Here is a 22,794-nt window from a genome sequence, read left to right as displayed (position 1 = left end):
GAATTGAGGGTCCTCATGGCAGCAGAAGACTCCAGCGGCAGCCCTGGCGCTGCATCTGCTGACACACCGGCCGCTGAGTTGGTGCAGCGTGCCACGGAACAGATCACCCGGCTGGTGCGCGACGAGCTGACGATGGCCCGGGCGGAGATGACCGCGAAGGGCAAACGCGCAGGCGTCGGCGCCGGGTTACTCGGCGGCGGCGCCACGCTCGGTCTCTACGCCGGCGGCGCCCTCGTCGCCACGGTCGTGCTGGCCCTGGCCTCGATCATGCCCGACGCGCTGGCCGCCCTGATCGTCACCGTCATCCTGTCCATCGCCGCCGCCATCGCGGCCCAACGCGGCAAGAAACAGGTCTCCAAGGCCATGCCCGCCACACCGGCAGAAACCAGGGACAGCGTACGCGCGGACACCGAAACGATACGCGGCGCAGTGAGTCGGAGGCAGCCATGAGCACGCCAGCGGGAAGCAGCGACCCGGACGAGACCCGACGCGACATCCAACAGACGCGCGAGCAGCTCGGCGAGACCGTCGCTGCCCTGGCCGCCAAGACCGACGTCAAGACTCGCCTGCGCACCAAGGCCACCACCACCGGCGGACTCCGACAGCGTGTCACCCAGGCCAGCCAGTCGGCGAAGACCAAAGCGACCCAGATGAGCCGCACAGTGCGGCAGAAGGCACTCCAGCGCGCCAAGGCGGTCAAGCAGAAAGCCCAGCACCCCACCAGCGCGGTACACGGCTCGGCGAAAGCCAGCGCGCAGACCACCGGTAAAGCCAAGTCGGCCCTGGTCACCTCAGCCCGCACCTCGACGGCCAAGATCGGCAGCCGGGTGCGCGCGAAACCGGTACCGGTCCTGGCCGCCGCCGGCGCCGCAGCCACCGTCGCCGTCGTGGTCTACCGACGCCGCCGGCCGAGGTGACCAGCCCGCCGCACGGCCGCGACAACTGAAGACATCTCAGGAGCGACCGGTGGCATCTGTATGGCCAAGGCGGTCGAGAGGATCATGGTCGGCCTTGGATCCCAGCGGCATCTATCGGCAGTGACGCCCGCGCCGGGGAGTGTCGTGAAAACGGCTCTGGCACAGAAACGGTGGTGGGTCGGGCCTGACTGGCCGGTCGTGGTGGGGCCTCCTGGCGTCGGTGTGGCTGCGACCTGATCAAGACCGTGTTCCCGCAGTTGTCTTCGCTGGTCATCGATCGGGTGGTTGATCAAGGGCTGGTCTTGCGGGTCCTCGCCCGCGCCGGGGAGTGTCGTGAAAACGGCTCTGGCAGCAGGTACCCGCGTTGGCGCAGCGGTGGGCGCGGCGGACCCGTCAGCTGACCGCACTGGTCGCGGAACTGGCGGTGGTCGTGGCCGGCGTGCCGGAACGGCCGTGCTGGCCCGGCTGGGTGTGCGGATCTCTCGGACCGCGGTGCTGCGGGTGATGATGGCGTTGCCGAGCTCGGTCGGGCCGGCGCCAGCGGTGTTGAGCGTGGACGACTTCGCGCTGCGCCGCGGCCGCCGTTATGCAACCTTGTTACTCGACGCGGTCACCCATCGCCGCGTTGACGTGCTGCCCGATCGCAAGGCCGCCACCCTGGCCGCCTGGCTGCGCGAGCACCCAGAAGTCGAGGTGGTCTGCCGCGACGGATCCGCGGCCTACGCCGAGGCGATTCGCGACGGCGCACCGCAGGCGGTGCAGGTCAGCGACCGGTGGCATCTGTGGCACAACCTGGCCAAGGCGGTCGAAAAGGTTGTGGTCGCGCACAGTGGCTGCTGGCACCAGAACCCACCACACCGGAACCGGCCGCTGGATGAACGCACCCGCCAACGGCACGCCGCCGTGCACGCCCTGCTCGACCAAGGCGTCGGCCTGCTGGAATGTGCCCGCCGGCTGGGCTGGGCACTGAACACCGTCAAGCGCTACGCCCGCGCAGCCATCGCCGAAGAACTGCAGCGTCCGCCGCGCTACCGGCGCGCCATCCACGCCGACCTTCGCCGCCACTACAACATGCCGTTCTTCGACGGGCTGTACACCAACTGGGAGGACTTCCGCCGTGACCCCGCGCGCGTGGCCCCAGGTCCGGCGTGCACGAATGGCATTTCGCCCCGTCGTCGCGCTTCGAACGACATCTGGTGTCCTGGCACGTTCTCGCCCAGGGCGGGGTTGCGGTTCGCGGACCCGTCGTAGCCGACTTCGACGTGTACACGGACTGGCCCGCGCTGGCGGAATCCACGCGACGCAACCTCATGGAGTACTGGGCACCGTGGTCGCGGCGTCACGCTCGAGGTTTCGCCGGCCTCACCCCGTCGGCTGCATGCTGGGGAGCGCTCGGCGTCAGCCGGCTACGGCACACCCTCGCCGCCGGGCGGGTCACCTCGAAGACCGACGCAGCGACCTACGCGCTCGATACGTACAGCCCACGGTGGCACCGGATCATCCGGGAAGCGCTGCGAATCCGCGTCGGCGGTACGCGGTTCTACCGCAACCCCTGGCGGCGCCGTGCAGACCTCAACGGCTTCATGACCGAGGTGCTGCACGAGTAGGAGATTGGGGCCGCTGGAGCCAGCACGCCCTCGCCCGGAGTCGGCCCAACGCGCTCAACCTGCGCCACAATTGCCTCAGGGGCTTGGTCGGTGCCGGTCGTCATTACTCGGACGACGATCCGAGTTGCAGGGGTCCCTCTGCGCGGCTGTAGCTGATGGTGTGAGCGACCGTCGTGGTGACCCGGCCCTTACTTCGGCCGGCGTATGCCTCGGGAGCTTGCGCACGCGCAGGGCCGGGGCCCGAGGGGGTGTGGTCATTCAGCCGGGCGGGAGGGTTCGGCCGCATCGCGCGCGGCTTCTTCAAGTTGAAGGAACTCGTCGATGACCCGAGCGAGGCTCTTCCTGGATCTGGGGTTCAGCTTTTCGAAGGACCTGGCCATCACCCGCGCCTCCCGGCTTGCCGCTTCGGGCTCGTCGTCGCCGAGGAGGTAGCCCGCGGGAACGTTGAAGAACTCGGCGAGAGCGCGCAGCGTGGTGGCTTTGGGGTTGATGCGAGGTGACCGCAGGAGGTTGCGGATGCCTTCGGCGGTGATGCGGTGTCCCCGTGCCGTGAGCGCGCGAGCGACTTCACCCTCCGTGTAGGGCGGTCGGTCTTCGCCGGAAGCTTGGAAAAGCTCCCGGAGCCGAGTTTGGATCAGCCGGGAGGTGACGTCCTCGGCCTGGTCAGCAGGCCTGTCACTCACAAAGCCCTCCCAACTGTGGTTGGAACCCTGCGAACTGTGGTTGACGCGAGTGGTGATCCGTGCTTAGCTCTCGGTATCGCCTCGGCAACTGCGGTTCGGATAGTTCGAACTGAAGTTGGTTGGAGCGTAGCGGATCGGGGAGCTATGCGCGATAGGCGCCCCGGCCGCGGGCGACGACTGCCAGAGGGGGACGTGTCGTCGCTCCGGGCGCATGTGTCATCTGCCCGCCATGCCTCGCGGCAGCACCGCCTGACCTGGCCTGCGTCGCCCTGACGCTGCCCGCTGCCGCGCGCCTCGTCGAGAGGCGAAGGGGAGGGGCCGGATGACCATGCCGCCCCGGAGTGAGGGCTCTGCCGCGGGTCCCCCATCCCCCAGAGCTAATCCGCGTGACCCGAGACGGCTCCCTGCCGGCGCGCCCATCGCAGGTGGAGACAAGGAGATGCAGCAGTGGTCAAACTACGACAAGCCGACGCGGCCAGGGGCGCCTGGGGAACAAACCGGCGACGGGCGTCGCGCGTCACCAGACGACACCGCAGCAGCGTGCGGACCAGAGGCGCCGAGCTGCCGTTGACCACCGCCAGGCGGAGCTTGCAACGGCTGCGCAGCGACATCGAGGTTCTCGTCAACGCGGCGGGCCGCGAGACCACCCCGTCGCGGCGGGCGGCACTGGTGGACGTCCATCACCAGCTGCGCTTGCTCGGTCAGCGTGTCAACGCCGCGCTCGGCGCGCCGTCCGTGAAGGGCGAGAAGCCGCAGCAGCGCTGAAGCGGGTGTTCGCATAGCGCTACCTCAGGTGCGCCTCCGGCGACACCGGTGCGGTCGGGTTCCGATCCGGGGCAGGTCCCCGGCGGCGACCCTACGAGGCCGCGACACCGCAGTGCCGCGCCCGGGAGGTGTAGCCCAGCGCCCGCATACCGCAGTCCGACGAATCTACGGCGAGGAATGGGGTCCACGCATGCTCTCGGAACAGTCTCATCAGTCACGCTGGGCGGCGCCGGGCCGTGTACGGCGTCAGCGCCGCCTCGGTGGCACTGCCCGACACCGCCCGGCATCTCCACGCCACCGGCGCGACGCTGGCGTGGATCCTCACCGCCTATGCCGCGGGCGTCGGCGTCGGTGCGGTCACCGCCGGGCGCCTCGCCGATTCGAGAGGCAGCCGTCCGGTCCTGCTTACTGCCGCGACTTTGCTGATATCCGGCGCTTTGGTGTGCGCTGTGTCGCCCACGCTGGCGACCGTGGTCACCGGCCGCGTCCTGCTGGCGGTGGGGTCGGGATCGGTCATCGCCACCGCGCTCACCAGCACGGCACAGTTGCCCACCGGTCGCCGACCGGCGGCGCTGGCCGCTTTCGGCGCCTGCCTCGCCGGGTTCTCCGCCACCGCCCCGCTGGCCGGCGCGATAGCGGCGCACTGGTCCTGGCGGCGCTGGCCCTGCCCGTGCTAACGCTGGCCGCGGTTCCCCTGTGCTGGCCCCTCACCGCCCACGCGCCACGATGAGATCGGGTGGATTGGCCTGCCGCGGGTCTGCTCGCGGTCGTCGCAGCCGGACTGCTGCTGACCGCGCAGCACGCCACCGGGCAGGCAGGCGCGAGAACCACCGTGATCGGCGCTGCAACTACGGCAGCCGCCGCTGCCAGCCTGGCGATGCGTCAGCGGACGCATCCCGATCAGCTCCTCGGTCGGCACATCATGTCCGCCCGATGGTTCCGGCGCGCCGCGACCACCGGCGCGAGCGTGTACGCGGGCCTGTTCGCCGGCCTACTTCTGCTGCCCGGCGCGGTAGTCGGGGCGGCGCTGGCCTGGACTGCCGCACGATTGGCACGTCGGCTGCCCGCCGGGCGTGTGCTGGCCGCGGTGAGTCTGTTGCTGGTCGCGGCCCTGTGCTACGCCGCCGCTGACCTGCGGACCTGGCCGGTCGCGGCGGCTAGCACGGCGCGTTCACCGCCTCAGCCGTCGCGCAGACGCTGCTCACCGCGCTCACCACCGCCCACACCGCCGTCGGGGTTCGTGGCGGTGCTGTCGGCCTGCTCAGCCTTGTGCTCTTCTCGGCGGCGGCTGCGGTGCCGCCCTGTGCGCTGCCCTGTGGCAGGCCGGGGGGCCGACTACCGCGCTCACGGTCATCGCCGTCCTTCCGGCGGTCGGTGCCGCCGTAGCCTGGCCGACGAGGCATGACGGCCGGCAGATGGGATAGGCGCTCGGACGCGGGCCGGGTGCGGCAGCGTCAGTCTGCCGCACCCGCCGGCGGGAATCTCGCACCCGATGTGCGAGGTCCGTGGACATCAACCCCTCCACCCAAGCGAAGGAAGCCGGATGTGGACATTAGCGCTCGTGACGGAGGTCGCCGGCCGTCCAGCGACCAGCCCTGTTCCCAAGCCAACCGGCACTGCAGCGGCTTGAATGGTGGTGTGCGGGTCAGCAAGGACGGGCGGAGTTGGCGCATCGGCGCCGCTGACGATGTGGACTGGATCGCCGGTCACACCACTGCCGGTATCTCGATCACCACCGCCATCCCGGCCATCTTCGACGCCTACGCCACCACGTACCAGGCCGACGACGTCACCGCCGCCACCTACGAGCACGCCCTGGTCGATGACCTCAGCACGCACACCGCCGACCAGCCGTGGTGGCTGGCTTACCTCGACACCGGCGCCCACGACGTCGTCTTCCCCCGTGCCCCCAGGGTGTCGCTTTACTGGAACTGGCCGTACGTGCTGGTCGAGGCTGGCCCCGAGCAAGCCCTCACCTGGCGGACCGGTCACATGCGCCACGGCCGCGGGTCGCTACCCGACCTGTTCTTCCCCGCCGACCGATCATGGCTGGTCTCCGCACTCTGGGACGACACCTGGACCTGCGTCGGCGGCCCGGAACCGCTGATCCGCACCCTTCAAGGCGACTCTGTGGCCAACGCCCGCCGGATCCGACCCGACGAAGACGCGCTGCCACCGGGGCTGACCCGCGAGTGACATCCAACGCTCAAGCCCATCGCGCCACCACCTCTGCCGGTCAAGCTGGGGACCAGCAGTCTCCTGCCAAGCCTCGCGTGATGCAGGCAAGCCACCGACACAGGGACACTTCGATATTCAGGTCAGCCGGCGTTTCCCTGTCAGCCTCCAGAGGAAGTAGCCCTTGAGGCAGGCTCTGAATGACCTCGGCGACCGCTGGTGCCCCGCGCCTCGCCGCCATGCGTGGCCGGCTGGGTAGGGTGGGTGGCTGTTCGCGTCCCGTGGGAGGAAGACGATGACCGTGCAGCCATCCCGGCCCACGTTCGGCTTGGACGACTTCGGGCTGGACGACCGGATGCGGCTGTTCGGTTACGTCACGGCGGAGAACCGGTTCGCCTACCTGTGGCTGCTGCGGGCCTTCGACTCGGCGCGGTCCAGCTACCACGTCGTGCTGCACACCGCTGACGTGGCCGCGGCGCTGGCGGCGCTGCACGAGGCAAACGCGGACTGCCCGGATCCGGCCCACGTGGAGTTGCCGCGGCTGCTCGACGCCCTGGTGGACTGGGGCGTGCTCGACCGGGGGCAGGACGGTTCCCGGGCCACGACGCTGGCGGAGTACCGCAACCGGCACTCGGTGTACCAGTTCACCGAGGCGGGCTATCGGGCCCATCGGGCGGTGGAGGCGGTGTTGTCGGCGAGCATGGACGACTCGACGCTGTCCCGGCTGGTCTTCGCCGATCTCCTGGCGGACCTCAACGCCCTCGCGTCGGCCAACGAGGCCGGTGACGCGGAGGAGGTGTACCGCAAGTTCAACCGGCTGGACCGGGCGTTGGCCGACATCGCCGAGCGGGCCGCCCGTTTCTACCACATGTTGGGCGATCTGGGGCGGACCAACGACGTGCGGCCGGAGGCGTTCCTCGCACACAAGGACGCGCTGCTGGCCCACCTGCGGGACTTCCACGACGAGTTGCAGCGATACACCCCCCGGCTGCGCGCGGCGGTGCACGAGGTGGAGGCGACCGGGCTGGACCGGCTGATCGAGGCCGCCGCCGAGGCCGACGAGCGGCTGTTCCACACCCCGGTGCAGCGGCTGGATGACTGGCGGCGGCGCTGGGCGGGGCTGCGGTCCTGGCTGGCGCCGCCAGGACCGGAGCAGCTCAGCGAGGCGGACCGGTTGTCGGACGCCACCATCGCCGCGATCGGTGACGTCCTCGCCCTGTTGCGCCGGGTGACCGAGGCTCGCCGTGGTGGGGTGAGCCGGGAGTCGCAGCTGCGGCACCTGGCCGCGTGGTTCACCCACACCGGCACCCAGGAGGCCGCGCACGCCCTGTTCGACGTGGTGTTCGGTCTCGGCGCTCCGCGTCACGTCGGGGTGGCGCACCCGGATCCGGAGGCGATCGCGAGCCGGCTGTCGTGGTGGGAGGCGCCGGCGGTGGAACTGTCCCGCACCCTGGTGGCCACCGGCCGCGCACCCGGGCAGGGTCGGGGTCGGCCGGCCCGGCTGGACCGGGTCGACGACCGTCGGCACCGGCTGCGCGGCGACCAACTCGCCCGGGAGCGCCGGTTGGCCGACGCGGCGACGGCGCTGGCCGCCGAGGGCGTCGACGATCACCGGTTGGATGGGTCGCAGACCCAGGTCCTGCTGCGCCTGCTCGACATCGCACTGGCCGCCCGGGTCGGGGGCAGAGCCGTGGTGCCGCTGGCGGCCGCCGCGCACGGCGTCCGGCTGACCCTCACCCCGACGCCGGGGCGGTTCACCACGGTGCGCACCGCCGAGGGCCGGCTGCATCTGGACGGGTACGCGCTGACGGTCACCGCCGCGCAGCACACCGCGGTCCGCCGCCCTGAACTGGTGTCGGCGTGACCGCGGAACCGGGTGCGCTGCGGCCGGCGGTCCACCGGTTCGCCGTCGACGTCCCGGAGTTGGAGTTGGCGGACTACCAGCGCGCCGTACGGCTGGTCCTGCGCCACCCGCTGATCACGGCGACCTGGCCCGACGAGCGGACGCTGCCCCGGGTGCGGCGGTTCGCCGCCACCCTTCGTCGGGATCTCGCCGAGGCGTTCGGGTACCGGCTGGAGCTGCACGGTGCGACCGCCCGGCTGGTGCGGGCGAAGGACCAGCTCGACGGCACCCAGCCGGCGGTGTCCCGCACCGGGCGGCCGTTCGACCGGCAGCGCTACGCGTACCTGGCGTTGTGCCTGGCGGTGCTGGGCCGCGCCGGGATCCAGATCACCCTCAGCGAGTTGGCCGACTCGGTGGCCGGTGACGCGAACCGGATCACCGGCCTGGGGCTGGATCCGGACCACGGCCCGGATCGGCGGGCATTCGTGGACGCGGTCGGCTGGTTGGAGGAGCGTGGCGTGCTCCGGCTGGCCGACGGCTCCAGCGCCGCCTGGGCCAGCGACCCCGGGGCCGGTGAGGCGCTGTACGACGTGGCGCGGGACGTGGTGTTCGCGCTGTTCCGGCCGACCCGGGTGGTGCAGCACGTCGACTCGGTGGCGGCGCTGCTCGACCGGGCGATGACCACCAGCGGTAACGCCGAGCGCCGGCAGGCGGCCCAGACGGCCCGGCGGACGGTGGTGGAGTCGCCGGTCGTCTACCACGCCGACGTCGATCCGATGGTCGCCAACCATTTGCGCGGTTCGGCGCTCGCCACGGACGTGGCCCGGTTGACCGGTCTGCGGGTGGAGCGGCGGGCCGAGGGGGTGCTGCTGGTGGACACCGCCGGGTTCACCGGGGAGCGGTTCCCGGGCACCGGGTCGGTGGCGCAGGCCGCGGTGCTGCTCGCGGTGGAGATGGCCGACCGCGTGGTGGACCCGGACGGCCGTCGGGTCAAGCGCCTCGCCCCGCCGGACGGGTACGGCCGGCAGCAGGCGCTGGTGGGCCAGATCGACGCCGGCCTGCCCACGTCCACCCTGGTGCGCCTCGACGACACCGACCTGACCGAGCCGTGGACCGCCGGGGACGAGAACTGCCCCGACGAGGCCGACGGAGCCGGCCGGTTGCCGTTCGTCACCGACAGTTTCCTGCGTACCGCCGTCGGCGAGATCCTTGCGCGGTACGGGACCGCGTTCGGGGCCCAGTGGCACGCCGACCCGGACCGGTTGCGCGCCGAGGCGGTGGCGCTGCTGGAACGGTTCGGCGCGGTCACCGTCGTGCCGGGCGGGGTGCTCGTCCGGCCACTTGTCGGTCGTTACCGCCACACCGTCGCCGCGGTCAAGCCCCGCGCCGCCACCGAAACCCTCTTCTGACCTCGGGAAGTTGATCGTGATCGAGCAACGTGCGATGCGCCGGTTCGCCCCCACCCGCGCCGGGATCATCAACCTGTGGGACTACCGCGACGAGGAGTTCCTGTTCGTCGACGGGTGGCTGGTGCTGCGCGGGCCCAACGGCTCCGGCAAGACCAAGGCGCTGGAGGTGCTGTTCCCCTTCGTCCTCGACGGGCGGATCGAACCCCGCCGGCTGAACCCGTTCGCCAGCGAGGACCGGACGATGAAGTCGAACCTGCTCTACCGGGGGCAGGAGGTCACCCACGCGTACGTGTGGATGGAATTCGGCGACGGCGAGCAGTACGTGACGCTCGGCATCGGGTTGCGGGCACACCGGCACGTCGACCGGGTGACCCGCTGGCACTTCGTGGTCGACGGTCGGGTGGGGGTGGACTTCTCCCTGCTGGACGCCGACGACCGGCCGCTGAACCGCCGCGACCTGATCGACCGGTTGGGTGCCGACGCGGTGCGGGACTCGGCGGAGGACTACCGGCACCTCGTCGACGCCCGGCTGTTCGGCCTCGGTCCGGCCCGCTACGAGCAGCTGTTGGATCTGGTGCTGACCCTGCGTAAGCCGCAGCTGGCCAAGGACCTCAACCCGGTCGAGCTGTCCCGCACCCTGCAACGGGGGCTGCGCCCGGTCGAGGACCACCTGCTGGTGGAGGCCGCCCGTTCGTTCGACGACATGGAGACGGTCGCCCGTACCCTCGAAGGGCTGGTGGCGGCGGACGGCGCGACAGCAGGGTTCCTGGCGGTCTACTCGACCTACCTGCGCACCCACGCCCGGGCCGCCGCCGACACCCTGACCGCCCGACGCGACGCGGTCGCCACCCGGTCGACCGCACTGGCCGACGCGCGCCGCGCGGCCGACGCGGCGGCCGAGGCGGAGTCCGCGGCAGGCACGCGGCTGCGGGCCGTCGAGGGCGAGCCCGGACGGCTCCGCGCCCACCTCGACAGCCTGAAGGCCTCGGCGGCATACCAGTCCCACGAGCAGCTCGCCGACCTGGAACGGCACGTACACGACCTGGCCGAGGCGGCCGAGCGGGCCGGCGGGACCGTTGCCGCCGAGGAGACGGCGGCGGCCCGGCGGCGTACCGAATGGGAACGGGCGATGGTGGCGACCCGGGACGCGCGGGCGGTGGCCGACCGGCTCGCCGCCGAGCTTCTGCTCGACGCCGAGACGGCCGGGATCACCTGGAGCGCCGATGACGTCGCCCCGGACGACCTGGCGGCCCGGATCACCGCCCGGGTCGCCGCGCGCCGCGACGACGTGCGTGCCGTCCGCGAACAGGTGGCGCGGCACGCACAGGCCGAACGCGACCACTCCCGGGCCGCCGCCGAGGCGGCCGGCGCCACGGCCGCCGCATCCGACGCCGAGCAGGACGAGCGGAGCGCCGAGGACGCCGTCGCGCAGGCCCGCGAGCGGCTGCGTGCCCAGCTCGGGCAGTGGACGCAGGGCAACGCCGGGCTGCTGGCCGACATCGCGCGGCCGGAGCTGGCACGTGCGTTGGCCGCCGTCGTGGACACCACCGGCGAGCCGGGCGCGCGGACCCTGCGGGAGGTGTACGCGGAGGCCACCGCCGCCGCGGTAACCCGGTGGCGGGACCGGCTCGCGGCGCTGGCGGCGCACCGCGCGGCGCTGGCCGACCGGCGCGCCGAGGTGGCCGCCGAACGGGACCGGATCGCCGCCGAGCACGACGACGCGCCGCCCGTCCCGGTGACCCGGCAGGCGACACGCACCGGCCGACCCGGCGCGCCGCTGTGGCGACTGGTCCGCTTCGCCGACGAGGTGACCGGCGCGGACGCGGCGGCCATCGAGGCGGCGCTGCACGCCGCCGGGCTGCTGGACGCCTGGCTGCATCCGAACCCGGAGGCCACGGCGACCGCGCTGGCCGGCGACGACCTGGACGGCTACCTGCTGCCACTCCCGCCGCACCGGCGGCCGACCGGAGCCACCCTCGCCGACGTGCTGATCCCCGAGGAGCAGGACGACGTGCCCGCCGGGCGGATCATCGAGGTGCTCGCCTCGGTGGTACTGGCCGACCCGACATCCACTGAGGTGGGCGCCGCGCCGGTGACGGTCGGGGTCGACGGTCGGTACGCCCAGGGCGTCAGCCTCGGCCGGTTCACCAAGACCTCCTGCGAGTACATCGGCGCGACCGCCCGGGCGGCCCGCCGCACCGCGCGAGTCGCCGAGTGCGACCGGCAGCTGGCGACCATCGACGCCGACCTCGGCGCGGTGGACCGCGACCGCGCGTCCGTCGAGGCGCTCCTGGCGGCGGTGGACGCGGCCGCCGCGCAGCTGCCGGCACCCGCACCGGTCCACGCGGCGCTGCGGGAGCTGGACCGGGCGGCCGCGACGCTGCGCGCCCGGCAGGAGGCCAGCGCCGCCGCCGCCGCACGGCTCGACCAGACCCTGGCCGAGCGGTCCGCCACGTCGGCCGCCCTGCGGCGGACGACGGCGGAGCGGTCGCTGCCGGTGGACCGGCTCGACGACACCGCCGAGGCGGTGGACCGCTTTGAGAAGCGGGGCGTACGACTGGAGAGCGCACGGCCGGCCGCCGCGCGCGCCGCCGAGCAGGAGGACCAGGCGCGGCAGCGGCACGATGAGGCCGTCGACCGGTTCACCGCCGCGCAGGACACCGCCCGTACGGCCACCTCCCGGCACCGGGACAAGGCGGAGGCGTACCGGACGCTGCGCGACAGCGTGGGCGCCGACGCGGAACGGGTGCTGGCCGACGTGGCCCGCACCGCCGACCGGATCACCGAGGCGGAGCAGGCCGTCGAACAGGCCCGCACCCAACTCGGTGCCGCCCGGGAGCGGCGGGCAGCCGCGCTGACCCGGGTGGAGTTGGGAGAGCAGGCCGTGACTGCCGCCGTCACCGAGGCTCAGCACGACGCCCAGCGGCTGCGCCCGTACGCCCAGCCGGACCTGCTGGGCCTGCTGCGCTGCCCCACCGACCTGCGCTGGCCGACGCAGACCCCGGGCGACGAGCTGCATCCGCAGGTGGCGGCCCTGCACGAGGCGATCCTCACCGCCACCCGGGAGTTGAACCCCACCGAGACGTCACTCAAGCAGAGCGCCACCCGGCTCACCACGGCGCTGACCGAGCTGCAGGCACAACTGCCCGCTGCCGGCCTGGATCACCGGCCCGAGTGGGACACCGACGACGGGGTGATCGTGGTCCGGGTCGCCGACGAGCAGGGCCTGACCCCGGTCGCCCACTTCGCGGACCGGATCGCCCGCGAGCGCCGCGACCAGGAGCAACTGCTGACCGACTCCGAGCAGCGAGTGTTGGAGGACGCCCTGCTCGGGCAACTCGCCCGGCAGATCCACCACCGCACCATCGAGGCCCGCGACCTGGTGGCGGCGATGGACAGCCAGATGCGGGCCCGCCGGATGTCCTCGGGGCTCACCGTCGGCGTCGGCTGGCGGCTCGCCGACGACCTCGACGCCGAGCAACGCGACGTCTGCAAGCTGCTCGAACGCGACCCGGCCCGGCTCGGGCCGGCCCAGCTCACCACGATGCGCCGGCACTTCGCCGCCCGGATCAAGACGGCGCGGGCGGCGGCGCCCGAGCGGCCGTACCGAGAACTGCTCGGCGACGTCCTCGACTACCGGCAGTGGCGAACGTTCGCGTTCACCCTGCACCGGCCCGGTGGCGGCACGGAGGCACTGACCCGGGCCCGGCACAGCCAACTCTCCGGCGGTGAGCAGTCGGTCTCCCTGCACCTGCCGCTCTTCGCCGCCGCCAACGCGCTGTTCGGCTCGGCACGGCCGGACGCACCCCGGCTGCTCGGGCTGGACGAGGCGTTCGCCGGGGTGGACGACACCGGCCGGGGTGAGCTGATGGCCCTGGCGAAGCAGTTCGACCTGGACCTGTTCATGACCGGCTACGACCTGTGGGCCACCCACCCGGCGGTCAGCGGCGCCGCCCACTACGACCTGTCCCACTCCGCCGTGGAACACGCGGTGTCCGCCGTGCTGCTGGTCTGGGACGGCTCGACCAACGTCGCCGACTTCGACGGGACGCTGGCTCGCGCGCTCGGCTCCCCGGAAACCCGCCGCGCCCCGGGCGGTCGCGACGAACCCGACCGTGCCGCGGTCCTGCTCGACCTCGCGGACGAATGACCGGCAGCCCTGACGAGCGTCCGTCGAGCCTGGTCGGTCAGGAACGGTTGGCTGGTCACGGCGCTTCGGCGGATCTGATCGAGCAGCCTGGCTGGCGGCGGTTACTGGCGGCCGCCCGGCGCAGCCTGGAACGCACCGGAGGTCAGCTCGACGCGACGGTGACGTTGGCCGCCCCCACCGACGACGAGCGTCTCGTGATCATCGGCATCACCGGTACCCACCGGTCCGCCACAGCGGCGCGGCTCAGCGTCCGCCTCACCGAGGTCGACGAGCACCTGCGGGCGGCGCACGGAGTGGGCCTGGCCGACGTGCTCACCGTGACGGCCCCGCTGCGCAACCGGCCGGCCGACCTGAAACGCGAGGCGGTGGCCCGCGACGCCGTCCTCGCCCTGGCCAACGACGGCCGGCACGCCGGCACTGCCTGGCACGCCGAATGGCTCGACGGCCTACGCCGCGACGGCACCCTGACCCGTATCGTCCGCACCGGACTGCCGTTCCAGGACGTGATCCGCGTACTGGACGCGCTGCCCGCGGCCGACGAACCGATGCCGGTCTTCGCCGACCGGGTGCTGGACGACACGAAGGCCCTCACCGAGGGGCCGCTGCGCGGGCTCGTCCTGCGTGCCGTCGCCGCGTGGCAGCAGACAGCGCTACCGGTCGACGGCGAGCAGGAACGGACACTGTGGGAATCGGTCGGACTGGTCCCGGACGACCTCGCCAGCCAGGTGCTGGTACTCAACATGCCGGCCACCGGCGGCCTGCTCGGGCGGTGGCTGACCGAGGCCGCCCAGGCGGGCGTACCGATGCGGGTCACCCTGCACCAGCTACGCCTGGCACCGCTGACCATGACTGGCGACGAGGTTCACCTCTGCGAGAACCCCGCCGTGCTACGCGCGGCCACCGCCGCGCTCGGGGCCCAGGCTCCGCCGCTGATCTGCACCGAAGGGGTGCCGTCGGTCGCCGTCCACACGCTGCTGCGCGCCGCTCCCGGGGCAGTGATCCGGTGGCGCAACGACTTCGACTGGACCGGCGTACGCCTGACGGCAGCGGCTCTCCAGCGGTACCCGAATGCGGTTCCGTGGCGGATGACAGCCGCCGACTACCTTCCGGCGGCCGGCACCGGCACGGCCCTTATCGGAACGCCCACCCGGACCCCGTGGGACGAGTCGCTGGGCGAGTCGATGCGGCGGGCCGGCCGAGCGGTGATGGAGGAACGCCTGCTCGACCAGCTTCTCGCCGACCTGCGTGCTGCCGGAGCCAGGTGACGGTCCGGCGGTGGCGACAGCGTGCCGTCGTCGGTCGACGGCCGCAGATCGAACACCAGGGACCCGCAAAACGAACATGGAGGTGCCGCAGATCGAAAACGCGCTGGTTGTCATGAGGGTTGCCCACACCGCGCCTGATCCCCCGCCGCGCCGCCGCGCAGGTCGATGCCGCGCTGGCCGACACCCGCGTCGCGCTGATCAACGGAGCACGACGCCGCCTTCGCACTCGGCCCCGACCTGCGGCACGAGTCGGACGTCTCAGAGCAGAGTGACCGTGTCGCGGCGGCGATGTAGCGGCGGCCGTGCGGCGCACGATCAGAATGGTGCGGGTCCGCGGCCTTCCAACGACACCAACACCTGCGTGGCGAGTAGCTTGCGTATGCCGGTGACGGCGACTGTCCCCACCCGATCGTAGGGCAGCTCCAATTGCAGCCCTTCGACTGCGTTGCGAAGGTCTGCCGTGATCTCGTCCGGACGGAACGTGCCGCCCCAGCCGTTGAGTCCTCCGCGCTGGTTGGTACTGAGGGAAGCCATGCCGGAGATGCAGGCGCCGTCGACCAGGATCAGCCTCGCAGGACCCGAGTAGGTCGTCGTCATAGTCATCAACCCTTCAGGATGTAACGCCGTGCATCCCGGGTCCCGGCTGTCTGACAGTCATCAGGAGGTAAGGCGTCGAGTCCGACCATGGTGTGCTCCACCTGACCGCGACCGTACGTGCCTCGACCGTCAGGGCGGCGGCGATGCGGAGTTCGGCTCGTTAGGGATAAGGGTCGATGCCTGCGTCTGTCTGGTTCATGAGCCAGAGGCGCGCCTTGGGCGAGCTGCCAGTCGGCCTTGGCAGACTGGCGCCCGAGGTCCGAATCGATCCAGGGAAGAGAACACGGGGGGGCAATGCCGAGCTGGCTCCACACCGAGCTGGCTGCCGATCAGACGATTTTCGCGGTGCCGTGGTATGCGCATGGAACGCCGAACGGCGGCCCGCTGAACCAGTCGGGCCGCCGCTCACAGAATGTGGATCAAAGCGGGCGGATGTTCTCCGCCTGCGGGCCCTTCTGGCCCTGGGTGATATCGAACTCCACCTTCTGGTTCTCGTCGAGGCTGCGGAAGCCGCTCGCCGAGATCGCGGAGAAGTGGGCGAAGACGTCGGCGCCGCCGCCGTCCGGGCTGATGAAGCCGAAGCCCTTGTCGGCGTTGAACCACTTCACGGTACCTGTAGTCATGTCTGCTCCTTCGCAGGCTGTCAGAGACCGCACTGTGCGGACCCTTACGCCGCCGCGTTGATCACCTGCGTCGAAACGACACGAAAAACGAAAGGCGCCTGGATGGGTTTCAGATGCCCCATCAGGCGCCGGAAAACGTCTACGGAAATCAAAACTGCAACTCGGCTACCGTAGCACATGATCCGTCGTCGATCCCATGGCGGTTAGTGGACCTGGCCACTCGTCTGCTTGCCACGCCGCGTGACCTGGGCATGCGCACCAACCTGGTCGCCCACCACGTCAAGGTCCTCACCGACGCCGGCCTCGTGGTCCGTGGCCGGTCCGGGCGACCGCCGCCGCACCTACCTGCCACTGCAGCCCGAAGCCCTCGCGAGACTGACCCCGGCGCCACTGACCGGCGTCGGTCGGGTGGTGTTCGTCTGCACCCGCAACTCCGCCCGCTCGCAGCTTGCCGCCGCCCTCTGGTCCGACCGCACCCACACCGCGGCGGCGTCCGCGGGGACGAAGCCCGCCGAGCGGGTTCATCCGCGCGCCGTCGCCGTGGCCCACCGGCACGGGCTGGCCCTGAATCGCCGCCCCCTCGGGCGTCGGGCGAGGCCACCGTGGCGCACGGGTGCAGGGTGGGTGGAGCGCCTGAGCTTCCACCCTCGGACCGGACACCCTGATACCTGGCAGTAGAGCCAGGAGCAAGGATGTCCAGGTGGCACGCCCCTCGCAGTACCCCGAACAGTTCCGCAAGGACGCCGTCGACCTCGTCCGGTCGTCGGATCGCCCGCTCCGGCAGATAGCCCGTGACCTGGGCGTCAACCATGAAACCCTGCGCGGTTGGGTCCGCGCGGCCGAGAAGCAGCCAGGCCGGGCCGCGCCGGCGGACCTGAGCGTCGCCGAGCGTGACGAGCTGCGCAAGCTTCGCGCGCGGGTCCGGGAGCTGGAGTTGGAGAAGGACATTCTCCGCAAGGCAGCCCAATATTTTGCCAAGGAGATGGGGCAATGACCCACCGCTACCGCTTCATCTCCACCCACCGCGCCACCTACGGCGTCCAGCGGATGTGCCGGGTCCTCAATATTCGCAGGCAGGGCTACTACGAGTGGCTCGAAGCTGCTCCCGCCCGGGCCGAACGCCGGCGCGCCGAGGACGATCTCGCCGCCGAGATCACCGAGATCCACACCGCGCACAAGCAGGCGTACGGGTCCAAGCGGGTCACCGTCGAGCTGCACCGGCGCGGCCGGCGGGTCAACCGCAAGAAGGTGGAGCGGATCATGCGCGAGCGTGGCGTCGTGGGCTGGACGCGGCGACGGCGCCGGAGCCTGACCAAGCAGAACGTCGCCGCGCCGCCGGCACCGGACCTGATCGGCCGCGACTTCACCGCCGCAGCGCCGGGTGAACGGTTCGTCGGGGACATCACCTACCTGCCCACCGAGGAAGGCTGGCTCTATTTGGCGACCGTCATCGATCTGCACAACCGGGAGGTAGCCGGGCACGCGATGGCCGCCCACATGCGTACCGACCTGATCAGTGCAGCCATCGACCTGGCCGTCCGGCGTGGCCTGACCAAGCAGAATGCGATCTTTCATTCGGACCGCGGATCGCAATACACGTCGGCCGACTTCCGCCGCAAACTCAAGGCCTGCAAGCTGCGGGCCTCGATGGGCAGGACTGGATCTTGTTTCGATAACGCCGCCGCCGAAAGCTTCTTCGCGACCCTGAAAACCGAGATCGGCACGAAGGTGTGGCCGACCCGCCACGCCGCCCGGCGAGCAGTGTTCGAGTACCTCACCTACTACAATCGTCACCGTCTACATTCGACCAACGGCTACCGCACACCGGTCGAGACCCGCATCGGGTATCGTCAGGACCACGCCCTCGCGGCATGAAACTCCGGTGTCCGGTCCCGGGGTGGAACCTCAGTCGAGTCGATGAAGGTCAACCCCGCCAGGTCCACCTCCACCGTCCCAGCTCGGGCGATGGCCTCGTGCAGCAGGTCGTCGAGCCGGTCCGCGCCCGACATGTCGATCTCACCGGACAGCGCCAGGACACTACGATCGGCACCGACGTCGACGCGCCAGTGCCAGGTCTGCTCCGTGGCCACTGTCACCCTTCCTCGTGCACGGTCGATCGGGGGCTCAGCTGCGCTGTCACCGAGGCGGTCGTTCCCGGTCCGGAATTGTCGATCATCAGCCCTTCGGTGAGCTGCTGTGCCAGCCACAGTCCCCGGCGGCCGACCTCCCCCGGCGACGGCAGGGCGACGGCCATCTCACCCAACCCGGGCCCGTTGTCGCTGACCTGGCAGGTCAGCAGGTCGTGGTGCTGCCACAGCCGCAGCTCGCCGCTACCCCCGCCATGGCGCACCACGTTGGTGACCAACTCGTGCACCGCCAACACGAAGTCCTCCAGCCCGTGGCCCACCAGACCTACCGTACGCCGATCAGTGGGCGTTCCTGTCGACTCTGGACCGACTCAGTCCCGGCGACGCCGAACGGATCGCCCGGCAGGCCAAGCAAGCCGTAACCGGTGCCGACGTCGCCACGATGAGCCGGTCCGCCGCGACCCAGGTCCACCCTCCGCTACCTCCGGTGGTCCACGCTCAGGCAGGCGCCGGGCTGAGCATCGACGCCAGACAGCTCACCCCCGCCGCACTGGCGACGTTCAAACACGCCGCCGCCATGGTCAACCCGAAGTTCTACGAGCTGCAGCGACTCCGCAAGTCCACCTGGGACACCCCACGCTTCATCCAGGGCTACGACCTCACCCTCGATGATCACCTGGTCCTCCCGCGGGGCCTGCGGCACACCATCGCCACGATCGTCGAGCGGGCCGGGTCGCGATTGGCTGTCACGGACGCACGAAACTCCGGGACCGAGATCGACACCGCGTTCACCGCCGAACTCACCGGCAAGCAGGCCAACGCGGTCGGCGCACTCCTCGCCCACGACGACGGGATCCTGGTCGCCCCACCGGGCTCCGGCAAGACCGTCATGGCCTGCGCCGTGATCGCCGAACGCAACACCTCCACCCTCGTCCTCGTCGACCGCAAAGCCCTCGCCGACCAGTGGCGCATCCGCATCGAACAGTTCCTCGGCATCAGGCCCGGTCAACTCGGCGGCGGCCGACGCAAGCTCACCGGCACCCTGGACATCGCGCTGCTGCCCTCCCTGGCGCGGCGCGACGACGTCGCCACCCTGACCCAGGGGTACGGGCACGTCATCGTCGACGAATGCCACCACCTCGGCGCCGCCGCGTACGAGCACTCGGTCAAGCGAATCGCCGCGCAGTTCTGGCTCGGCCTCACCGCCACACCCACCCGACGCGACGGCCTCGGCCAACTCGTCACCTGGCAACTCGGACCCGTCCGCCACACCCTGACCGACGAGGAACACGGCACCCTAGCGGCAGCGATGCACACCGACGCCGGACCCCGTCGAGCGCTGTTCATCCACGAGACCACATTCCAGCCCGGCGACGTCGACCTGGACGCGCCCGGCGCGCTCGCCGAGGTCCACCGAAGACTCGCCGTCGACGAGTCACGCAACGCTCGGATCGCCGATGATGTCGCCGTAGCCCTGACACGCGGTCGCAACTGTCTCGTCCTGACCCGACGGGTCGCCCAGGTCGAAGCTCTCACCGCTCTGCTCGCCGCACGCGGACACCAGCCGCTCGTGCTCCAAGGCGCGATGAACACCCGCGAACGGCGGACCATCGTTGACCGGCTCGACGGCGCCAAAGCCGGTGAGGGCCTGCTCGTCATCGGCGCCACACCGTTCATCGGTGAAGGCTTCGACGCCCCCGCCCTCGACACCCTCTTCCTCGCCGGCCCGATCTCCTACGACGGCCTACTCGTCCAATGCGCCGGCCGCGTCATCCGCGCCGCGCCCGGCAAGCACCTCGCCGAGGTCCACGACTACCACGACCCGGCCACCCCCATCCTCGCCGCCTCACTCCCACGCCGCGTGCCCGGATACCGGGCACTCGGCTTCACCAGAACATGAGCGCATCCGATCGCGATCATCACTGCGTGGTAGAACGAGTAATAGGGAGTGGTAAGCCGCTGGCTGATCCGCCTCGCTCAGTACCAACGCGGCGGGCCCCCCATGCTCACGTAGAGCGTCCGTCACCACCAACACGATCGGGATCAGTAGCTTTACCCGCTGGTTGCGAGGATGCGGGGAAGAAGCCAAGCGTGCTGGGCCTAGCGTAGTAGGCTGACGGCATGGGTCGGTTCTCCGAGGATGAGCTGCATGCGGTTGTCTCCCGGTACGAGGCGACGCGGGCGCAGGCATTGACCGAGCGGGACGAGCAACTACGGGCGTTCCACGCGGCCGGGTGGCGGCCGGTGGATCTGCAGCGGGTCACCGGGTACAGCCGGGAGACCATCCGTCAGGCGCTACGACCGGAAGTCCGGCGGGCGACCAACATCAGCCGACGTAGGACATCACCCCAGCCACCGGCGGACTACCGGCCCTACGGTAACCGGAGGCTCTACGTGGTGGCCGAAACCCTCGCCGCGCTGCACGGCCCGACCGAGGGCACGGTGACGCTTCCGCGTCATCTCGACTGGTCCGGGCACGCCGAGTACGACCTGAACCGGACCGCACGCCTGGCCAGCATGTACAAGGTGGTGCTCACCGAAGCCAGTACGGCCGAGGACCTGAACACCTGGCTCAATGCCGACCTCCTCCGGCGGCTCTGGCCCACCCTCTGGCTGCCGCCCCAGCTCCGCCAGCGCTGGGAGGATGCCTTTCCCGAACTCGCCACGATCCGCAGCAACGCGGCGTAGCGGTGGACCCCTTCCACGAACGCCTCGCCCGTACCGGGCTCGCGGCGGCCGATCGATACGGCTTCGCGCTGGCCGGCGGTTACGCGGTTCAGGCCGCCGGGCTTCTCGAGCGGCCCAGCGAGGACGTCGACCTGTTCACCGCCTGGGACCGCCGGCAGGAGTTCACCGCCGCGGTCGCCGCCGTCGTACACGCCTACCGAGACGACGGCCTCACCGTCGAGACCGAGCGGCAGTACGACACCTTCGCCCGGCTGGCTGTCACCGACGGTGTGCGGGTCTCCAAGGTCGAACTCGGTGTGGACTGGCGTGCCAACGAACCGATCCTCATGGCGATCGGACCGGTACTCCACCCCGACGACGCGGTCGCAAATAAGATGAGCGCACTCTACGGGCGAGCGTTCGCTCGTGACTTCATCGACATCGACGCCACACTCCGATCCGACCGCTACACCCGCGAAGCCCTCATCACCCTCGTGCAGCGCGCCGACCGTGGTTTCGACCGGCGCGTCTTCGCCGACGCCCTCGGACAAGCCGCCCTGCTCGATCCTGACGACTTCGCCCAGTACGGCGTCGCCGGCCGAGCGCTGGACGATCTCCGTAGCCGATTCGCCGAATGGCGCCGTGAACTGCTCAGCGAGGAGGAATCCGCTCGATCCGACGGCTCCGTCAGCTAGCGCTCCAGCTGATCTTCGGCAAGCGATCGCAGCAAGGCCGCGGGGCGACCGGCACGCATAGGTGGAAAACAAAAGGCCGCAGGTCATCGGCCTGCGGACACCGGCGGAGCGTCGGGTTAGGAAACCGATGCTCTATCCCCTGAGCTACGAGGGCGCGAGGGCCCAGCCTACCTGCCAGCGGGTGCCAACGAGTACCCAGGAGTACCCGCCTGTGCTCACGGGCGCCAGCCGCCCGCTGCTCCGACCAGCGGAGCACACATGGAGCACACCGATGCCCGCCGGACGGACCCGCGCCAACCGCTGCCCGGCCGTGACCGCGGCTGCCCAACGGTACCCACGACTCACCGAGCGCGTTCCGAGCACAGCGGAGATCATCGAACAATCGGTGCGCTGGTTTCAGTATCGGGTCGGTGCCCGGTTACCTTGCTACCAGCGGATACGAAGCATCGGACTACGGATCACAAGGTTAGGGGTTCGAGTCCCTTCGGGCGCACAAGATCAAGAGACGCCTGACCTGCCAAATGGCGGTCAGGTGTCTCTTGTTGTTCCATGCCCATGGACGGACTGGTGCTCGGATGGTGCTCGTACGACGAGGCTGTCCTATGTCCCGGCTTCTCCGTCTCCGTCCCTGTAGGCGCGGCCGGGTCGGATAAAGGACGCGATCGTGCGATGGGGGTAGGCGGAGGGGACTCGTCCGCTTGCAGCGGTACGGCATCCTGGTGCGCGGCCCGACCGTCGCCGCGCTCGTCGCCTACGGGCTCGCGCTCGCTTTGGCGCTTCACATCCTCGGCGCTGAAGGTGTGGGGCTCAGGCGCCGACACACAGTTACGAGACGTCCCTCAACCTTTGGATTGCCGGCGAGGCGGTTGCTGACGGCCCGGTACACAGGTCGCGAGACTCGGCCGGTGCCATATGGCGACCAGACTGAGACCGAGCTTTGACCCCCCTGCTGGGGGGCCTGGTCGCCGTAGTCGGCCAGTATCAACAGACGTCGTACGCGCGCTCACGCACGGCGGCCATGTCGATCCTTCCGCGCGTCGTCGTCGCATGGCGCACCGAGGTGGCCGCCCGGGCCGGCCACTCCGTCGACGTGTCTGGTGGCCGAAGCAAGATCTGGCATCAGAGACCTTGGAATCTCGGACCTTGATCAAGAGCACCCGGTAGGCGTTACATCGATGACAATGGCGAGGTGATGACCGCCTCCTCACCCCCGCTTCTGCCATCGTCCATCAAAGACGTGTCTTGGCGCAATGCCGTTCAGATAGGGCATCTATCGAGGTCAGCGTGGTGAGCTGACGTTGGTGGGCTGCG

Annotated in this window: 22 protein-coding genes; 17 read left to right on the top strand and 5 right to left on the bottom strand. The window is 70.8% G+C overall.

The genetic code is table 11. The features are described 5' to 3' along the window. Positions 1-15 precede the first annotated feature (15 nt). The 4 genes from ACFOYX_RS30710 to ACFOYX_RS30695 all read left to right on the top strand — a co-directional run bounded on the left by ACFOYX_RS30710 (position 16) and on the right by ACFOYX_RS30695 (position 2,524). Positions 16-450: a phage holin family protein gene (locus ACFOYX_RS30710; protein WP_322440017.1), complete on the top strand. Its 435-nt coding sequence runs from the start codon at positions 16-18 to the stop codon at positions 448-450. Further along, a complete protein-coding gene (locus ACFOYX_RS30705) occupies positions 447-917 on the top strand; it encodes a DUF3618 domain-containing protein (RefSeq protein WP_322440018.1) in 471 nt (156 codons plus the stop codon). Before ACFOYX_RS30710 ends, ACFOYX_RS30705 begins: the two co-directional genes overlap by 4 nt. A gap of 453 nt (positions 918-1,370) precedes the next feature. Continuing rightward, entirely contained in the window at positions 1,371-2,168 is a 798-nt protein-coding gene (locus tag ACFOYX_RS30700) for a transposase (RefSeq protein WP_377534624.1), read from the top strand. 11 nt (positions 2,169-2,179) lie between these two features. Further along, complete coding sequence (locus ACFOYX_RS30695; RefSeq protein ID WP_322440019.1) at positions 2,180-2,524, top strand: aminoglycoside adenylyltransferase domain-containing protein; 345 nt, start codon at positions 2,180-2,182, stop codon at positions 2,522-2,524. 254 nt (positions 2,525-2,778) lie between these two features. Here the strand turns inward: ACFOYX_RS30695 and ACFOYX_RS30690 are convergent, their stop codons facing one another. After that, positions 2,779-3,207 carry a hypothetical protein gene (locus ACFOYX_RS30690; RefSeq protein WP_322440020.1) on the bottom strand — a complete coding sequence of 143 codons (429 nt, stop codon included), beginning with the start codon at positions 3,205-3,207 and terminating at the stop codon, positions 2,779-2,781. A 540-nt stretch (positions 3,208-3,747) separates the two neighbouring features. On the opposite strand from ACFOYX_RS30690, the gene ACFOYX_RS30685 reads away from it, so the two are divergent. The 7 genes from ACFOYX_RS30685 to ACFOYX_RS30655 all read left to right on the top strand — a co-directional run bounded on the left by ACFOYX_RS30685 (position 3,748) and on the right by ACFOYX_RS30655 (position 14,814). Continuing rightward, positions 3,748-3,972 carry a hypothetical protein gene (locus ACFOYX_RS30685; RefSeq protein ID WP_322440021.1) on the top strand — a complete coding sequence of 75 codons (225 nt, stop codon included), beginning with the start codon at positions 3,748-3,750 and terminating at the stop codon, positions 3,970-3,972. Between the two features lie 236 nt (positions 3,973-4,208). Then, the gene (locus ACFOYX_RS30680) at positions 4,209-4,649 is read left to right on the top strand and encodes an MFS transporter (protein ID WP_322440022.1); all 441 of its coding nucleotides are present in this window, start codon (positions 4,209-4,211) and stop codon (positions 4,647-4,649) included. 961 nt (positions 4,650-5,610) lie between these two features. Further along, positions 5,611-6,168, top strand: coding sequence for a hypothetical protein (locus ACFOYX_RS30675; RefSeq protein ID WP_322440023.1), 558 nt, complete (start codon positions 5,611-5,613; stop codon positions 6,166-6,168). A gap of 274 nt (positions 6,169-6,442) precedes the next feature. Next, positions 6,443-8,011, top strand: coding sequence for a TIGR02677 family protein (locus ACFOYX_RS30670; protein WP_322440024.1), 1,569 nt, complete (start codon positions 6,443-6,445; stop codon positions 8,009-8,011). Beyond that, positions 8,008-9,399: a TIGR02678 family protein gene (locus tag ACFOYX_RS30665; RefSeq protein ID WP_322440025.1), complete on the top strand. Its 1,392-nt coding sequence runs from the start codon at positions 8,008-8,010 to the stop codon at positions 9,397-9,399. Before ACFOYX_RS30670 ends, ACFOYX_RS30665 begins: the two co-directional genes overlap by 4 nt. Positions 9,400-9,415: 16 nt before the next feature. Then, complete coding sequence (locus ACFOYX_RS30660) at positions 9,416-13,549, top strand: TIGR02680 family protein (protein WP_322440026.1); 4,134 nt, start codon at positions 9,416-9,418, stop codon at positions 13,547-13,549. After that, positions 13,546-14,814, top strand: coding sequence for a TIGR02679 family protein (locus ACFOYX_RS30655; RefSeq protein ID WP_322440027.1), 1,269 nt, complete (start codon positions 13,546-13,548; stop codon positions 14,812-14,814). Before ACFOYX_RS30660 ends, ACFOYX_RS30655 begins: the two co-directional genes overlap by 4 nt. Before the next feature lie 315 nt (positions 14,815-15,129). Here ACFOYX_RS30655 and ACFOYX_RS30650 read toward each other — a convergent pair whose 3' ends face one another. Next, complete coding sequence (locus ACFOYX_RS30650; protein ID WP_322440028.1) at positions 15,130-15,411, bottom strand: hypothetical protein; 282 nt, start codon at positions 15,409-15,411, stop codon at positions 15,130-15,132. A 419-nt stretch (positions 15,412-15,830) separates the two neighbouring features. After that, the gene (locus tag ACFOYX_RS30645) at positions 15,831-16,034 is read right to left on the bottom strand and encodes a cold-shock protein (RefSeq protein WP_007074326.1); all 204 of its coding nucleotides are present in this window, start codon (positions 16,032-16,034) and stop codon (positions 15,831-15,833) included. Between the two features lie 240 nt (positions 16,035-16,274). Here ACFOYX_RS30645 and ACFOYX_RS30640 point away from each other — a divergent pair, with 240 nt between their 5' ends. The 3 genes from ACFOYX_RS30640 to ACFOYX_RS30630 are packed head-to-tail and all read left to right on the top strand — an operon-like array spanning position 16,275 to position 17,909. Then, positions 16,275-16,712 carry a hypothetical protein gene (locus tag ACFOYX_RS30640; protein WP_322475090.1) on the top strand — a complete coding sequence of 146 codons (438 nt, stop codon included), beginning with the start codon at positions 16,275-16,277 and terminating at the stop codon, positions 16,710-16,712. Positions 16,713-16,734: 22 nt separating this feature from the next. Beyond that, complete coding sequence (locus ACFOYX_RS30635) at positions 16,735-17,028, top strand: transposase (RefSeq protein WP_322440031.1); 294 nt, start codon at positions 16,735-16,737, stop codon at positions 17,026-17,028. Continuing rightward, entirely contained in the window at positions 17,025-17,909 is an 885-nt protein-coding gene (locus tag ACFOYX_RS30630) for an IS3 family transposase (protein WP_322440032.1), read from the top strand. Before ACFOYX_RS30635 ends, ACFOYX_RS30630 begins: the two co-directional genes overlap by 4 nt. On the opposite strand, the gene ACFOYX_RS30625 is transcribed toward ACFOYX_RS30630, so the two are convergent. Together ACFOYX_RS30625 and ACFOYX_RS30620 are read right to left on the bottom strand one after the other, a co-directional pair. After that, a complete protein-coding gene (locus tag ACFOYX_RS30625; protein WP_322440033.1) occupies positions 17,885-18,124 on the bottom strand; it encodes an STAS domain-containing protein in 240 nt (79 codons plus the stop codon). The two genes, ACFOYX_RS30630 and ACFOYX_RS30625, sit on opposite strands and share 25 nt — an antisense overlap. 2 nt (positions 18,125-18,126) lie before the next feature. After that, positions 18,127-18,441, bottom strand: coding sequence for an ATP-binding protein (locus ACFOYX_RS30620; RefSeq protein WP_322440034.1), 315 nt, complete (start codon positions 18,439-18,441; stop codon positions 18,127-18,129). 167 nt (positions 18,442-18,608) lie between these two features. On the opposite strand from ACFOYX_RS30620, the gene ACFOYX_RS30615 reads away from it, so the two are divergent. The 3 genes from ACFOYX_RS30615 to ACFOYX_RS30605 all read left to right on the top strand — a co-directional run bounded on the left by ACFOYX_RS30615 (position 18,609) and on the right by ACFOYX_RS30605 (position 21,483). Further along, positions 18,609-20,021, top strand: a complete 1,413-nt coding sequence (locus ACFOYX_RS30615) for a DEAD/DEAH box helicase family protein (RefSeq protein ID WP_322440035.1) — start codon at positions 18,609-18,611, stop codon at positions 20,019-20,021. 221 nt (positions 20,022-20,242) lie between these two features. Then, positions 20,243-20,809, top strand: a complete 567-nt coding sequence (locus ACFOYX_RS30610) for a hypothetical protein (RefSeq protein WP_322440036.1) — start codon at positions 20,243-20,245, stop codon at positions 20,807-20,809. 2 nt (positions 20,810-20,811) lie between these two features. After that, positions 20,812-21,483, top strand: a complete 672-nt coding sequence (locus tag ACFOYX_RS30605) for a nucleotidyl transferase AbiEii/AbiGii toxin family protein (protein WP_322440037.1) — start codon at positions 20,812-20,814, stop codon at positions 21,481-21,483. The last annotated feature ends 1,311 nt before the right edge of the window (positions 21,484-22,794 follow it).

The sequence above is a fragment of the Micromonospora sp. GCM10011541 genome (genome assembly GCF_042650725.1).
Lineage (GTDB): Bacteria > Actinomycetota > Actinomycetes > Mycobacteriales > Micromonosporaceae > Micromonospora > Micromonospora sicca.
This window is presented reverse-complemented; position numbering and strand designations above follow the sequence as displayed.